The organism is Streptosporangium sp. NPDC000509 (assembly GCF_042898365.1).
In the GTDB taxonomy this organism is placed as follows: Bacteria; Actinomycetota; Actinomycetes; order Streptosporangiales; family Streptosporangiaceae; genus Streptosporangium.
The window spans coordinates 329121-343635 of the sequence record NZ_JBIAYX010000004.1 but is presented as its reverse complement, the minus strand read 5'-3'; the positions used below and the strand labels follow the sequence as shown (position 1 = coordinate 343635).

General features: G+C 70.1%; 12 protein-coding genes. 9 read left to right on the top strand and 3 right to left on the bottom strand.

Annotation, left to right across the window (positions count from 1 at the left end; all coding sequences use genetic code 11):
• Positions 1-85: 85 nt before the first annotated feature.
• Entirely contained in the window at positions 86-1408 is a 1323-nt protein-coding gene (locus ACFY3D_RS10255; protein ID WP_389977312.1) for a lytic murein transglycosylase, read from the top strand.
• Positions 1409-1545: 137 nt separating this feature from the next.
• On the opposite strand, the gene ACFY3D_RS10250 is transcribed toward ACFY3D_RS10255, so the two are convergent.
• Positions 1546-2508, bottom strand: a complete 963-nt coding sequence (locus ACFY3D_RS10250; RefSeq protein ID WP_389977309.1) for a ferrochelatase — start codon at positions 2506-2508, stop codon at positions 1546-1548.
• Positions 2509-2589: 81 nt separating this feature from the next.
• On the opposite strand from ACFY3D_RS10250, the gene ACFY3D_RS10245 reads away from it, so the two are divergent.
• A complete protein-coding gene (locus ACFY3D_RS10245) occupies positions 2590-4623 on the top strand; it encodes a S9 family peptidase (protein ID WP_389977306.1) in 2034 nt (677 codons plus the stop codon).
• 170 nt (positions 4624-4793) lie between these two features.
• The gene (locus ACFY3D_RS10240; RefSeq protein ID WP_389977303.1) at positions 4794-5612 is read left to right on the top strand and encodes an inositol monophosphatase family protein; all 819 of its coding nucleotides are present in this window, start codon (positions 4794-4796) and stop codon (positions 5610-5612) included.
• 89 nt (positions 5613-5701) lie between these two features.
• Here ACFY3D_RS10240 and ACFY3D_RS10235 read toward each other — a convergent pair whose 3' ends face one another.
• Positions 5702-5884, bottom strand: a complete 183-nt coding sequence (locus tag ACFY3D_RS10235) for a hypothetical protein (RefSeq protein WP_350946858.1) — start codon at positions 5882-5884, stop codon at positions 5702-5704.
• 207 nt (positions 5885-6091) lie between these two features.
• On the opposite strand from ACFY3D_RS10235, the gene ACFY3D_RS10230 reads away from it, so the two are divergent.
• The 5 genes from ACFY3D_RS10230 to ACFY3D_RS10210 all read left to right on the top strand — a co-directional run bounded on the left by ACFY3D_RS10230 (position 6092) and on the right by ACFY3D_RS10210 (position 11208).
• Positions 6092-6745 (top strand): response regulator transcription factor, encoded by a 654-nt coding sequence (locus ACFY3D_RS10230; RefSeq protein ID WP_389977300.1) that lies wholly within the window; start codon positions 6092-6094, stop codon positions 6743-6745.
• An 80-nt stretch (positions 6746-6825) separates the two neighbouring features.
• Complete coding sequence (locus tag ACFY3D_RS10225) at positions 6826-8142, top strand: sensor histidine kinase (RefSeq protein ID WP_389977555.1); 1317 nt, start codon at positions 6826-6828, stop codon at positions 8140-8142.
• A gap of 272 nt (positions 8143-8414) precedes the next feature.
• The gene (locus ACFY3D_RS10220) at positions 8415-8714 is read left to right on the top strand and encodes a DUF4193 domain-containing protein (protein WP_030914836.1); all 300 of its coding nucleotides are present in this window, start codon (positions 8415-8417) and stop codon (positions 8712-8714) included.
• 81 nt (positions 8715-8795) lie between these two features.
• A complete protein-coding gene (locus ACFY3D_RS10215; protein WP_389977297.1) occupies positions 8796-9731 on the top strand; it encodes a hypothetical protein in 936 nt (311 codons plus the stop codon).
• Between the two features lie 55 nt (positions 9732-9786).
• Complete coding sequence (locus ACFY3D_RS10210; protein WP_389977294.1) at positions 9787-11208, top strand: trehalose-6-phosphate synthase; 1422 nt, start codon at positions 9787-9789, stop codon at positions 11206-11208.
• A 135-nt stretch (positions 11209-11343) separates the two neighbouring features.
• Here the strand turns inward: ACFY3D_RS10210 and ACFY3D_RS10205 are convergent, their stop codons facing one another.
• A complete protein-coding gene (locus ACFY3D_RS10205; RefSeq protein WP_362508873.1) occupies positions 11344-11640 on the bottom strand; it encodes a DUF4235 domain-containing protein in 297 nt (98 codons plus the stop codon).
• A gap of 83 nt (positions 11641-11723) precedes the next feature.
• On the opposite strand from ACFY3D_RS10205, the gene valS reads away from it, so the two are divergent.
• On the top strand, positions 11724-14306 hold the full coding sequence (gene valS / locus ACFY3D_RS10200) for a valine--tRNA ligase (protein ID WP_389977290.1): 2583 nt from the start codon (positions 11724-11726) through the stop codon (positions 14304-14306).
• Positions 14307-14515 lie beyond the last annotated feature (209 nt).

Below are 14515 nucleotides of genomic sequence, written 5' to 3'. Positions count from 1 at the left end.
CGATTTCGCACGGAACCGCCGGTCGGCAAGTGATTTTTTCCGTCAACGGCTCACGGAGCGGTCCGTTGGAGCTAACGTGAGCGCGGTGTCACGTCTTCCCGGGTTGCGGCTGTTTGTCCCAGTAGTGGTCGCGATCACCGCCCTCCTCGCCCTCGGCGGCGTCGCCCTCGCGATGATCAACGCCGGTCGCCCCGCCGCTCCCGCCACCTCCGCGGGAGGCGCCGTGGTGGAGTCCCGCGTCCGCGACCTGGCGGCGATCGCGCCGGTGGCGAGCCCTCCCGCGGTCCCGGTGAGCCCGGCGGATCCCGACCCGGCGACCCCGGCCGTTCCCGTGGGGGACGACCAGGCCCCGCGCGACCCCGTCTCCCAGGGGACGGGAGGCGGACAGGTCTCCGCCCCCGAGCCGGGCGCGACGGGCGCCTCCGATCTCACCCTCACCCCGCCCCGGCTGCTGGTCATCTCCCCCTCGACGCTGACCGAGCAGACCAAGGAGGACATCTCCCGGCTCAAGCACGTCCAGAAGATCGACTCCTTCGACGGCGGGGCGGTCAAGGTGTCCGGGGTCGGGCTCAACCTCATCGCCGTCGACCCCGCCCGCTTCCGCACCTGGGCACCCAAAAACATCGCCGACCAGCAGAGGATCTGGGACGCCCTCGCCAAGGGGGAGCTCGTCGCCGACAACTCGGCGGCGCGCCGCCTCGGCCTGGTCCTCGGCTCGGAGTACCAGGTGGACGGCGGTCCCCGGCTGCGGGCCGCGGCCTCCGCCTCGTTCGGCCTGCCCGGCGTGGACGGCATCGTCGGGGAGGAGACCGGCCGCAGGCTGGGGCTGCTGCCCGGCGTGGCGCTGCTCGTGAACGGCCCCGAGAAGGCCTCCGCCGTCCTCAGGACACGGGTGGGCAGGCTGCTGAGCCCGGGTTCCCAGGTGGTCGCCGTCGGCGGTGCCAGGAAGAGCGCCCGCGAGCCCGACGCGAAGGCCGCCGGCGCCAAGACGGCGGGAACCGGCAAGGTGCGGCAGGTCACGGTCGGCAGGCCGGGTAGCTACCTGGAGCTCTACCGCAAGGCGGCCGAGGTCTGCCCGGGGCTCTCCTGGACGGTCCTGGCCGCGATCGGCCAGGTGGAGAGCTCACACGGGCGAAACAACGGCCCCTCCTCCGCGGGCGCGCTGGGACCGATGCAGTTCATGCCCGCCACCTGGAAGGCCTACGGCGTGGACGGAGACGGCGACAGCGTCGCCGACATCTGGAACCCGTACGACGCGGTCCCCGGCGCGGCCAACTACCTGTGCGCCAACGGGGCGGGCAAGGGCGGCAAGAAGCTGGAGAAGGCCATCTGGTTCTACAACCACTCCTGGTCGTACGTTGCCAAGGTCATGGGCATCTCCCGCGGCTACGCCGCCGCCTACCCCTGAGGCCCCGGCGAGGCGCCCGGGACCGGCCGCGACCCCGGGGACGTCCACGCCCGTGATCACCGGCCGTCCCGTGGACGCCCGCACCGGTGATCTTCGGGGTTTGGCGGCCGTTCCGTGATCGGCCCCCGCCCTCGTGGCTACCCGCGGCGGCGTGGCGGGGCCGGGCAGCAGGTGGCCGCGCACGCCACGGGCTCCGGCTCGGCGAGCAGCTCTCCGACCATCGAGACGAAGCGCGGGTGGGTCCCGGCCGTGGTGGCCCTGACCAGCGGCAGGCCGATCTTCTTCGCGGTCTCGGCGGCCTCCACGTCGAGGTCGTAGACGACCTCCATGTGGTCGGAGACGAAGCCGATCGGCACCAGCACGACCGCGGGGGCGTCGACCGCGAGCAGATGGTCGCAGACGTCGGGTTCCAGCCACGGGATGTGCGGGGCGCCGCTCCGGCTCTGCCAGACCAGGTCCCACTGCCTGCCGCCGCCCACCTCGGCGGTGACCAGCTCCGCGGCCCGGCGCAGCTGCGCCTCGTACGCGCCGCCGCCGGGACCGGCCGTCGCGGCCATCGAGGTCGGGATGCTGTGGGCGGTGAAGACCAGCCGCGCGCGATCCCTGAGCTCGGCGGGCAGCCGGTCCAGGGCCTCACGGGTGTGGTCGGCCATCGCCGCGACGAACCCGGGATGGTCGAAGTAGTGCCGGAGTTTGACGACCTCCGGGGCACCCTCGACCGCGGCCCTGGCGAGCGCGATGTCGTCGATGTACTGACGGCAGGCCGAGTACGAGCTGTAGGCGGCGGTGACGAAGGCCGCGGCCCTGCGCACCCCGTCCGAGGCCATCTGGCGAAGCGTGTCCTCCAGGTAGGGATGCCAGTTGCGGTTGCCCCAGTAGACCGGGAGGTCGATCGTCGGCTTCACGGCCGCGATCAGGTCACGGCACTGCCGGTTGATCGGGCTGGCGCCGCCGAAGCGCTGGTAGTGCGCCTCGACCTCCAGCAGCCGCTCGCGCGGGATCCCCCGGCCCCTGACCACGTTCTCCAGGAACGGCATGACGTCATCTGGTTTCTCCGGCCCCCCGAACGAGACGACGAGAAGCGCGTCGTAATTCCCCATGGCATTTATCAAACCGCATGCCGGGGTGTCCTCTTGCATGGTCACCTTGAGGACTTCGTTATCAACAAGGTTTGTGGATGCATGTTCGGAGGCGTGTTCGGAGACGATCCCCGAGGTAAGTTCGAAACCGTGACCCCATTTAACGACATCCGCGATTATGTCGGCGTGCCGCGGGTGACATCCCTGCGGCTATCCCCCGATGGAGCGCGCCTGGTCAGCGTGGTGCAGGCGCTTAATCCCGACGGAAGATCCTACGGAACCTCCCTGTGGGAGATTCCTCTCGACGGCCGCCGACCGTACCGGCTGACCAGATCCGTCAAGGGCGAGACCGGGGCCGAGTTCACGCCGGAGGGCGACCTGCTCTTCGCCTCGCGCCGTCCCGACCCGACCGTGAAGGAGGCGGACGAGGAGGTTCCCGCCCTCTGGCTGCTGCCCGCGACGGGAGGAGAGGCCCGCCAGATCGCCTCCAGGCCAGGAGGCGTCGCCGGGTTCGCGATCGGCGGCGGGACCGTGGTCTTCTGCTCCGACGTGCTCCCCGGTGACGAGGCGGGCGAGGCCGAGCGGCGCAAGACACGTAAGGACGCGGGAATCAGCGCGATCCTGCACGAGAGTTACCCGGTGCGCTACTGGGATCACGACCTCGGCCCCGGAGAGCCTCGGCTGTTCGCTGGCACCCTGGGCGACGGCGAGCGGCTGACCGGGGTGAGGGACCTCACCCCGCAGCCGGGCAAGGCACTGTCGAGCCACAGCGCCTGCGACGTGGCGCCGGACGGTTCCACGGTTGTGACGACCTGGGGCGTGTCGATGCCGCAGGGCGAGCTCCGCTTCGAACTGGTCGCCATCGACACCGCCGACGGCGGCGCCCGGCGGGTCCTGGCCGCCGCCGACGACCACGACTTCGACGGGCCGGTGAGGATCTCTCCGGACGGGCGTCTGGTCGCGTGCGTGCGGAACAACCACGCCGACACCGAGCGGATCCCCGAGAGCACCCTGTGGATCGTCGACCTGGCCACCGGGGAGGGCCACCCTGCGGGCGGCGGGCTCTGGCCGTCCGACATGGTCTGGGCGCCCGACTCCCGCTCGCTGTTCGTGGTCGCCGACGACCACGGCCGCCGTCCGATCTTCCGCGTCCCGGCCGACGGGAGCGCGCCGGAGCGGCTCACCCTCGACAACGCCGCCTACAGCTCGCTCAACGTCGCGCCCGACGGCGCCGTCTACGCGCTGCGCGGGGCCGTGGACGCGCCCGCGGCCCCGGTCAGGGTGGTGCGGGACGGGACCGTGGAGAAGCTGACCTCTCCCGTCCCCGACCTGGAGCTGCCGGGCACGCTCACCGAGGTCACCGCGACCGCCGACGACGGCGCGGAGATCAGGGCCTGGCTGGTGGTGCCCGAGGAGGCCTCCGCGAAGAACCCCGCACCGCTCCTGCTGTGGATCCACGGTGGCCCGCTGGGCAGCTGGAACGACTGGTCCTGGCGCTGGAACCCGTGGATCATGGCCCAGCACGGGTACGCCGTGCTGCTGCCCGATCCGTGCCTGTCCACCGGCTACGGGCCGGACATGATCCGGCGCGGCTGGGCCGACTGGGGTCCGCGCACCCACGCCGACCTGATGGCGATCACCGACGCCGCCCTGGAACTCCCCGAGCTCGATCCCACCAGGACCGCGGCGATGGGCGGCTCGTTCGGCGGCTACATGGCCAACTGGGTCGCCGGGCACACCGGCAGGTTCAGGGCGATCGTCACCCACGCCTCGCTGTGGAACCTCGACCAGTTCGCGGGGACCACCGACGCGTCCATGTACTGGCAGCGGGAGTTCGGCTCCCCGGGCACCGGCCTGTACGCGAAGCTCTCCCCGCACCGGTCACTGGAGAACATCTCCACCCCGATGCTGGTCATCCACGGCGACAAGGACTACCGGGTCCCCATCGGGGAGGCGCTGCGCCTGTGGTGGGACCTGCAGCGCTCGGAGGTGGAGTCGAAGTTCCTGTACTTCCCCGACGAGAACCACTGGGTGCTCAAACCGGGCAATGCGGTCGTCTGGTATGAAACGGTTCTGGCCTTTCTCGACCAGCATGTCCTCGGGCGCGAGTGGAAGCGCCCGGAGTCGCTGTCGTGAGCCCGTCTGAGCTCGTCGCGAACCCGTCGTGACCCCGGCACGGCGGGCGATCACCGCCCGCCGTGCCGAAAACGACGAGGATGGACCCGGATTTCGGCGGGGCGGCGAGGACTGCCGTACGTCCGGCCGGGCATTGGGAGGGCGGGTCCCGTCAAGGAGGACCCGCCCGAATGAGCGAGAGTGGTGAGGGGATCGTGGACAGCGCCGTGACCTTCGGGCGGCTGACGGAGGAGATCGCCAGAGAGGCCGGTGAGATGCTGCTGGCCAAGCGACCGGCCCGGCCCGAGGTGCTGGTCACCAAGTCCAGCCCCACCGACGTGGTGACCGCCCTCGACCGGGCCTCGGAGGAGCTCATCCGAGACAGGATCAAGACCGTCAGGCCCGACGACGCGATCCTCGGCGAGGAGGGCGGCGCCACCGGCGAGGGCAGGATCCGCTGGATCGTCGACCCGATCGACGGGACGGTCAACTTCCTGTACGGGGTGCCCGAGTGGGCGGTCAGCATCGCGGTCGAGGTGGACGGCGAGGTGATCGCGGGAGCGGTGAACGTCGTGCCCCGCGGCGAGGTGTTCACCGCCGTCAAGGGCGGGGGAGCCTGGCTGGCCGGAGAGCGGCTGAGCTGCAACACCGGGGTGCCGCTGGATCGGGCGCTGATCGCCACCGGGTTCGGCTACGAGAGCGGGCGGCGCGAGGTGCAGGCCGAGGTGCTCCGCCACGTGCTGCCGCGCGTGCGCGACATCCGCAGGGGCGGCTCGGCGGCCTCCGACCTGTGTTCGGTGGCGGCGGGGCGGGTGGACGGCTACTACGAGCGCGGTCCTCAGTACTGGGACTACGGGGCCGGCGGCCTCATCGCCGCGGAGGCCGGGGCGAGGGTCGGCGGGCTTGAGGGCAGGCCGGCCAATCCCGGTCTTCTGCTGTGCGCGGCCCCCGGCCTGTTCGAGGAGCTGCACGACCTGCTGCTCCCGCTCGACCCGGAACGCGACGCCTGACCTTCGCGAGGGCCGGTCCCCTCGGATGAGGTGGACCGGGCGAGGGCGTGAAAGAGCCCCCCGGCGGTCGGCCGGAGGGCTCCTTCCCATCAGCGCTGGACGGGGACGCCGTTATCTGTGGCCAGACGGCGGAGATCCTCGATCTCGGCGGTGAAGGTGTCGGCGAGGTAGTCGTCGCCGGAGGACCTGGCCTCCTGCAAGTTCTTGTATGCCTGGTCGAGGCGGTGTTCGATTGTGGCGGTGAACTCGCCCATCTTCACCTTCTTTCTCACGGGCTCATGGGGAACGGAGGATACCGTTATGGAGACTGGAACCGGCTGTACCCAGGGTGAACCAGGCGCTAAACCTGTGTGTTTCCGACATCACATGGAGTGCCCCCTCCTGTGAGGGGCTTACCGTGTGCTTACGGGGGGTGAGGGGAGAATGGGGAGGCCGTCCCAGCGGCTGCTCTGGGAATGTGACGGGAGGTGCCATAGGCCATGCGAGTGCTTGTGGTCGAGGATGAGCGGGTGCTCGCCGACGCGATCGCGACCGGGCTCCGGCGCGAGGCGATGGCCGTGGACGTGGCCTACGACGGTGCGGGGGCGCTGGAGCGGACGGGTTACATCGACTACGACGTGATCGTCCTGGACAGGGATCTGCCCAGGGTCCACGGCGACGAGGTCTGCCGTCGCCTGGTGGCCTCGCGCACCGCCTCCAGGATCCTCATGCTGACCGCCTCCGGCGACGTCGACGACAAGGTGGAGGGGCTGGGGCTGGGGGCCGACGACTATCTGGCCAAGCCCTTCGTGTTCGTCGAGCTGGTGGCGCGGGTGCGGGCGCTCGGCCGTCGTTCCGCCCCGGCGCTGCCGCCGGTGCTCGAGCGCTCCGGGGTGCGTCTGGATCCGGGCAAGCGGCTGGTGACCAGGGACGGCGCGGAGGTCGCGCTCACCAAGAAGGAGTTCGCGGTCCTGGAGGAGCTGATGCGCGCCGAGGGCGCGGTCGTCAGCCAGGAGGACCTGCTGGACAAGGCGTGGGACGAGAACATCGACCCGTTCACCAACGTCGTGCGCGTCACCATGATGACGCTGAGGAAGAAACTGGGCGAGCCCCAGGTGATCGAGACGGTGCCAGGGGTCGGGTACAAGCTGTGAACGCTCCGGCAGGTGGGGGAGAGGAACGCCCGACGTTCGTCCCGGTGGGAGAGAACCGCGACACGGTGCCGACCCATCCGATGATCAGTCCTCACTCCGAGCGGGGCGCCTGGAAGAGCGAGCGGCTGGAGTCCGGGCCCGCCGGAGAGCGGAAGCCGGACGGGCCCCCGCCGCCGACCGGCCCGCCGGCCTGGGACGGGCCGCCCCCGGCGGGCGCCGCCCCGATGGAGAGGACCCCGCTGGAGCGGCTGAGGTCGATCATCGACCGGATCAGCATCCGGTGGCGGCTCACCATCACCTACGCCGTGCTGTTCTTCACGGCCGGCGCCCTGCTGCTGGCCGTGATCTACCTCCTGGTGGGCTGGGCGCTCTACGGGGCGTGGCCGCCCTTCCCGTCCGACCTGGACGGGCTTGTGGGGCCGCAGTTGGCGACAGAGATCAAGCGGCAGTGGTACTGGCAGCAGCACGTCGCGATCACCGGGGCGCAGCGGGAGCTGCTGGCCCGCTCGCTGCTCGCCCTGCTGGGGGTCGGCATCCTCGCCGTCATCATCGGCTACATCGTCGCCGACCGGGCGCTCAAGCCCATCCAGCAGATGACCGCCACGGCACGCAAGCTGTCGGGCTCCACGCTCGCCCACGAGCGGATCGACCTCAAGGGTCCCGACGACGAGCTGAAGGAGCTGGCCGACACCTTCGACGCGATGCTCACCAGGTTGAATGTGGCCTTCGACACACAACGAAGATTCGTGGCCAACGCCTCGCACGAGCTGCGCACCCCCCTGACGATCAACCGGACGGTCCTGGAGATCGCCCTGGGCGATCCGGAGGCGTCGGGTGACCTGAAGGCGCTGGGCCGCACGCTCCTGGAGGTGAACGCCCGCAACGAGCGCCTGATCGAGGGCCTGTTGCTGCTCGCCCGCAGCGAGCGCGAGCTGAGCGTGCGCAAGCCGGTGGACATGAAGGACGTGGCCGAGACCGTCGTCGACCAGCTCGCCGCGCGGGCCGACAAGGCCGGGGTCACGGTGATCCCCGACCTTCGGGGCGCCGAGACCGTCGGGGATCCGGTGCTGCTCGAGCGGTGCGTGGCCAACCTGGTGGAGAACGCGATAAAGCACAATCTCCCTGATTCCGGACGCCTGTGGGTGAGGACGGGAATGGTGGAGGGGGCGTTGGTTGTTCAGGTGGCCAACACGGGGTCGCATGTGCCCGCGTACGAGGTGAACAGCCTTTTCGAGCCGTTCAGGCGGCTCAATGCCGACCGGGTCGACTCCGACAAGGGGGCGGGTCTGGGGCTCTCCATCGTGCGCGCGGTCGTGCGCGCCCACGGGGGCAACGTGACCGCCGTACCCAGGGACGGAGGGGGTCTCGTGGTCACCGTGCGACTTCAGTCACGTTGATCCGGCGGGGGGCGTCTCGTTCACGCCGTACATGTGGTTGGATGTGCCGTCGAACACGGTGGTGCATGCCGCCGATGCTGTGGTTTACGCCATATTTGGCTAACCGTGGCCATTGGCAGTACGTCCCTCACGTGTAGGGAGGTTCAGTGACCATTCCGGCGGGGTACCGAAGCAGGAATCTCTCTGGCGGATCGGGCACAAGTCGTGCCTCCCAAGCGTTACACACGCGCGAGTCAGCGCAGACAGATAGATGAGGGGGATGGATCAGACCGATGGCTACCGATTACGACAGCCCACGCAAGACCGACGACGACCTCAGTGAGGACAGTCTTCAGGAACTGCAGGCCCGCCGTACCGACAAGTCCTCGGGCAGTATCGACATCGACGAGACCGATCTGGCCGAGTCGCTCGAACTGCCGGGCGCGGACCTGTCGAACGAGGAACTCTCGCTCCGGGTGATTCCTCGTCAGGCCGACGAGTTCACCTGCGCGCGCTGCTTCCTGGTGCACCACCGCAGTCAACTCGCCGTTGAGAAGAACGGCCAGCAGATATGCCGGGAATGCGCGGCTTGAGATGATTCCGATGGCCTGTCCGAGGTGTGCTCTTCCAAGTACGGGTAGGGCTCCAGGACAGCCTTGAGGAGGTTCCGAGACATGACGTCAGAGAACAGGCAGAGCGGTGCCGCGCCGGACGACTCCACGGCCGAGGAGTCGGACGGCGCGCCTGATCACAAAGCGGCCCCCCGCGACGAGGCCGGGCGGGAGGCGACCCCGGAAGGCGGTCCCGATCGCAGGACGACCCCGGAAAGCCGTCCCGATCACGGAGCGGCCGCGGCCGACGGCACCGGCCAATCCGACCAAGAGGTGGCCGAGCTCGTCGGCAGGCTCGCCGAGCCGGGCGACATGGACGCGGCCGAGCGGCGAAAGTTGCTCGGCCGCCTCACGAGATCACTGTCGCGAGGGGCGAAGAGGGCCAAGGCGTCGGGAGAGAACCGGGGTCGCTGGCTGACCGACGTGTTCATGGCCGTGGCGCCCCGCATCCCCATCCGCGACCTGCAGACCCTTTCCGAGCATCACCGCGGCCTCACCTCCGAGGCGCTCGCCGACGACCTGGTACGCACCGCGATCAAGGGAACCACGACGGTCGGGGCGATCGGCGGGGCCGTCGCCGCCGCCGAGTTCGCAGCTCCCCCTCTCCTGCTCTCCGCCCCCGCCCAGCTCGTCGCCGAGACCCTTGTCGTGGCCGCGATCGAGGTCAAGCTCATCGCCGAACTCCACGAGGTGTACGGGATCCAGGTGCCGGGCACCGGCTCCCAGCGCGCCATGGCCTTCGCGATGGCCTGGTCCAAGCAGCGCGGCGTCGACCCCATGGCGCCGGGGACGATGACCGTCGCCCTGGGCACCGCGGCCAAGACGGCCCTGCGCAACAGGCTGATGCGCACCCTCGGACGCCACCTCACCACCTTCGGCCCGTTCCTCACGGGCGCCGTGGCCGGAGGATTCCTCAACCGCGCCGCCACGAAGAAGCTCGGCGAGGTCGTACGGGCCGATCTGAGGGTTCACCGACCCCTTCCACCAGGTAAGCCATAGAAACCTCGCAAACGGGTAGTTAGTTCAGTAAGCCCCCGACTACCTGGAGGAATTTGTGCTGGGCCGCAGCGCATTCGTGATCGTCGCCAACCGCCTGCCCGTCGACCGCGTCGGGGAGGACATGTGGAGGCGTAGCCCCGGCGGCCTCGTCACCGCGATCGCCCCCGTCCTGCAGCGCAGGGAGGGGGCCTGGGTCGGCTGGCACGGCGCTCCCGACGAGACCCTCGAACCCTTCGAGCACGACGGGATGCAGCTCGTCCCCGTCCCGCTGTCCAGGTCCGAGGTCGAGCTCTACTACGAGGGCTTCTCCAACGCCACCCTCTGGCCGCTCTACCACGACGTGGTCGCCACGCCCGTCTACTCCCGGGTCACCTGGGACGCCTACCGCACCGTCAACGAGCGCTTCGCCGAGGCCGCCGCGCAGGAGGCCGCGGAGAACGCCGTCGTGTGGATCCAGGACTACCAGCTCCAGCTGGTCCCGGCCATGCTGCGCAAGCTCCGCCCGGACCTGCGTATCGGCTTCTTCCTGCACATCCCCTTCCCGCCGGTCGAGCTGTTCTCCCAGATGCCGTGGCGGCGCGAGATCGTCGAAGGGCTGCTCGGCGCGGACATGGTGGGGTTCCAGCGTCCCGGCGGCGCGTCCAACTTCATCCGGCTCTGCCGCCGCCTGCTCGGCCTCCAGCACCACAAGCACGAGATCTACGTGGGGGACCGGGTGGTGCGCGCCGGGGCGTTCCCCATCTCCGTCGACTTCGGCGAGCTCGACTCCCTGGTCAGGGAGCCGCACATCATCTCCAGGGCGCGGGAGATCCGCGCGGAGCTGGGTGATCCCGAGTGCCTGCTGCTCGGCGTGGACAGGCTCGACTACACCAAGGGCATCGGCCAGCGCCTGAAGGCGTTCGGCGAGCTGCTCTCCGAGGGGGCGATCAAGCCGGGCGAGGCGGCGTTCGTACAGATCGCCACGCCGAGCAGGGAACGGGTCGAGGAGTACGTACGGCTGCGCGACTCGATCGAACTCCAGGTCGGCCGGATCAACGGTGAGCAGGGAGAACTCGGCCAGCAACCCGTGCAGTACATGCACCAGTCGTACGGCAGGGACGAGCTCGCCGCGCTCTATCTCGCGGCGGACGTGATGATGGTGACGCCGCTGCGCGACGGGATGAACCTGGTCGCCAAGGAGTACATCGCCTGCCGCAACGACCTGCGCGGCGCGCTGGTGCTCAGCGAGTTCGCCGGGGCGGCCGACGAGCTGCGCCAGGCGTTCATGGTCAACCCCTACGACGTCGACGGTCTCAAGCGGACGATGCTGACCGCGATGCGGGCCACCCCGCACGATCTGTCGCGCAGGATGCGATCGCTGCGCCGCAGGGTGGCCACCTACGACGTGGACCGCTGGGCCAAGGAGTTTCTCACCTCACTGGAATCATCCGGCTCCCAGGACTCACCGGAACCCTCCGAAGTCTCTGAGTCCTCCTGACGGCGACCTCGCCGCCCTCGGGCAGGGCGAGCGGCGCGGCGGGTCCTTGACGACGGCCGGGGGCGACGGGTCCTGAAACACCGGGGCAACGCCGGTGACCCCGGCCGGGGTCACCGGCGGGGCACGGTCTCGCCGTCAGGTGGTGACGTCCTTGGCCGCGTCCTTCATGGCCTTCCAGGCGTTGTAGCGCTTCTTGGCGGTGCGGGCGACCACGATCTGCGTCACCTGCATGCCCACCCCCATCACCACGGCGTAGCCGATCGCCTCACCGAGGCTGATCTCCAGGGACTCGTTGTCGACGGGAGGCTTCTTACCGGTGGTCTTCTCCCAGGCGAACCCGATGACCTTCTTCGCCCCCCACGCGGTGGCGAGGCCCAGGAGGCCGCCGATCGCCCTCCACGCCATGTCCTGCTTCTCGCTCTTGTCGGCCATAGGGTCCTCCCGTTTCGTGGCTCGCCCCAAGAACACTAGTCTCCCCGAGCGTCGTATCGCGTGAAGCCATACCATAGGGAGGCATGACACATCAGCGCCCGCGCCCTGCGACCATGCCCGAGAAACCGACTCTCGACGGCCTGGAAATCGTATGGTCGGGCCGTTGGGAGACCGAGGGGACCTACCGTTTCGACAGGTCGCGCACGCGCGAGGAGATCTACTCGATCGACACCCCGCCGCCGACCGTCTCCGGTTCCCTCCACGTCGGCCACGTCTTCTCCTACACCCACACCGACACCGTCGCCCGCTTCCAGCGCATGCGCGGGCGCGAAATCTTCTACCCCATGGGCTGGGACGACAACGGCCTGCCCACCGAGCGCCGGGTGCAGAACCACTTCGGCGTGCGCTGCGACCCCTCCATCGTCTACGACCCCTCGTTCGAGCCCCCGGCCAGACCCGATCCCAAACGGCAGATCCCGATCTCCCGCGGAAACTTCATCGAGCTGTGCGAGCGGCTCACCGTCGAGGACGAGAAGGTCTTCGAGGAGCTCTGGCGCCGCCTGGGCCTCTCGGTGGACTGGTCGCTGACGTACGCCACCATCGGCGACGCCGCGCGGGCCGCCTCCCAGCGCGCCTTCCTGCGCAACCTCGCCAGGGGTGAGGCGTACGTGGCGCAGGCGCCCACGCTGTGGGACGTCACCTTCCGCACCGCCGTCGCCCAGGCCGAGCTGGAGGACCGGGAGTGGCCCGGCGCCTTCCACCGGCTGGGCTTCGGCCTGTCGGAGGAGCAGCGGGCCAGGGGGTTCGGCGACCGGGTCTGGATCGAGACGACCCGCCCCGAGCTGCTTCCCGCGTGCGTCGCGCTCGTCGCCCACCCGGACGACGAGCGTTACCGGCCCCTGTTCGGCACCACGGTCAGGACACCGCTGTTCGGCGTCGAGGTGCCGGTGCTCGCCCACCACCTGGCCGAGCCGGACAAGGGTTCGGGCATCGCGATGATCTGCACCTTCGGCGACGTCACCGACGTCGTCTGGTGGCGCGAGCTCGACCTGCCCACCCGCGCCGTCATCGGCTGGGACGGCAGGCTGCTGCCGGACGCGCCCGAGGGCGTGCCGGAGGAGCCGTACGCGGAGCTGGCGGGCAGGACCGTGCACGGCGCCCGTGAGCGGATCGTGGAGCTGCTGCGCGCCTCGGGTGACATGGAGGGCGAGCCGCGGCCCACCAGGCGCGCGGTGAAGTTCTACGAGAAGGGCGACCGGCCGCTGGAGATCGTCACCACCCGCCAGTGGTACATCCGCAACGGAGGGCGCGACCTCGCCCTGCGCGACGCGCTCCTGGCACGCGGCGCGGAGCTGTCCTGGCACCCGCCGCACATGCGGGTCCGCTACGACAGCTGGGTGCAGGGCCTGGCGGGCGACTGGCTGATCTCCCGGCAGAGGTTCTTCGGCGTGCCCATCCCGGTCTGGTACCCGTTGGACGACGAGGGCGAGCCGGACCGCTCCGCGCCGATCATGCCGCCGGAGTCCGCGCTGCCGATCGACCCGTCCAGCGACGTTCCGCCCGGCTACACCGAGGACCAGCGCGGCAAGGCAGGTGGTTTCATCGGAGACCAGGACGTGATGGACACCTGGGCCACCTCCTCGCTGACGCCGCAGATCGCCGGGGGCTGGGAGCGCGACCAGGACCTGTTCGAGCGGGTCTTCCCGATGAACCTGCGCCCGCAGGCCCACGAGATCATCCGGACCTGGCTGTTCTCCACCATGGTCCGCGCGCACCTGGAGCAGGGCACCCTGCCCTGGAGCGATGTCGCGATCTCCGGGTGGATCCTCGATCCCGACCGCAAGAAGATGTCCAAGTCCCGGGGCAACGTGGTCACCCCGCTGGGCCTGCTGGAGCAGTACGGCTCCGACGCGGTCCGCTACTGGGCGGCGAGCGGCCGCCCCGGCACCGACACGGCGTTCGACACCGGTCAGATCAAGGTCGGCCGCCGCCTGGCCATCAAGATCCTGAACGCCTCCAGGTTCGTCCTCGGCCTGGGCGAGGAGGGCGGGGAGGTCACCGAGCCGATCGACCTGTCGATGCTGGCCCGGCTGTCGGAGGTGGTCCACGAGGCCACCGAGGCGTTCGAGGGCTACGACTACACCCGCGCGCTGGAGCGGACCGAGCGGTTCTTCTGGGAGTTCTGCGACGACTACCTGGAGCTGGTCAAGGCGAGGGCCTACGACGACGCGAACACCGGGACCGGAGGCGAAGGAAACGGCGGGAACGGCGAGAACACAGCGGCGCGTTCGGCGCACGCGGCGCTGCGCGAGGCGCTCGACGTCATGCTCCGGTTGTTCGCCCCCTTCCTGCCCTTCGTCACCGAGGAGGTCTGGTCCTGGTGGCGTGAGGGTTCGGTGCACCGGGCCGCCTGGCCCGAGGCGGGTGAGCGCGGAGGCGACCCCGAGTTGCTGCCCGTGGTGGCCGCGGTCCTCGGCCGGGTCCGCAAGGCCAAGTCCGACGCGCGCCTCTCCATGCGCGCGGAGGTCTCCCGGCTGACCGTCACCGGTGCGCGGGCCGCCCTCGTGCGCCAGGCGCAGGACGACCTGTGCGGCGCGGGCGTCATCGACGAGTTCGTGCTCCATGAGGGCGAGGGGGATCTGCTCGTGGAGGTCGCTCTCACCTGACAGTGGGCCCGAGGTGCGGAGGCACGCCTCCCGGTGAGGTCAGGCTCCTCGCCCGGCCGAGGGGTCCCGGGCGGGATCCGCGCTCCGGGCGCGCACGCGAATCTGTCCTTCCCGTCGGGGCGTCCTGCCGTACGGTCGAGGCAGGACAGGTGAGAGGAGGACAGGCATGCCGCCAGGATGTGGCAACTGCAGCTGCTACCTCGAAGACA

Excerpts from the sequence above, each read along its gene's own strand:
- ACFY3D_RS10240 (WP_389977303.1), top strand. The coding sequence starts at position 4,794 with ATGAGCGAGAGTGGTGAGGGGATCGTGGACAGCGCCGTGACCTTCGGG.
- ACFY3D_RS10220 (WP_030914836.1), top strand. The coding sequence starts at position 8,415 with ATGGCTACCGATTACGACAGCCCACGCAAGACCGACGACGACCTCAGT.
- ACFY3D_RS10225 (WP_389977555.1), top strand. The coding sequence starts at position 6,826 with ATGATCAGTCCTCACTCCGAGCGGGGCGCCTGGAAGAGCGAGCGGCTG.
- ACFY3D_RS10230 (WP_389977300.1), top strand. The coding sequence starts at position 6,092 with ATGCGAGTGCTTGTGGTCGAGGATGAGCGGGTGCTCGCCGACGCGATC.
- ACFY3D_RS10245 (WP_389977306.1), top strand. The coding sequence starts at position 2,590 with ATGTTCGGAGGCGTGTTCGGAGACGATCCCCGAGGTAAGTTCGAAACC.
- ACFY3D_RS10215 (WP_389977297.1), top strand. The coding sequence starts at position 8,796 with ATGACGTCAGAGAACAGGCAGAGCGGTGCCGCGCCGGACGACTCCACG.
- ACFY3D_RS10250 (WP_389977309.1), bottom strand. The coding sequence starts at position 2,508 with ATGGGGAATTACGACGCGCTTCTCGTCGTCTCGTTCGGGGGGCCGGAG.
- ACFY3D_RS10205 (WP_362508873.1), bottom strand. The coding sequence starts at position 11,640 with ATGGCCGACAAGAGCGAGAAGCAGGACATGGCGTGGAGGGCGATCGGC.
- valS (WP_389977290.1), top strand. The coding sequence starts at position 11,724 with ATGACACATCAGCGCCCGCGCCCTGCGACCATGCCCGAGAAACCGACT.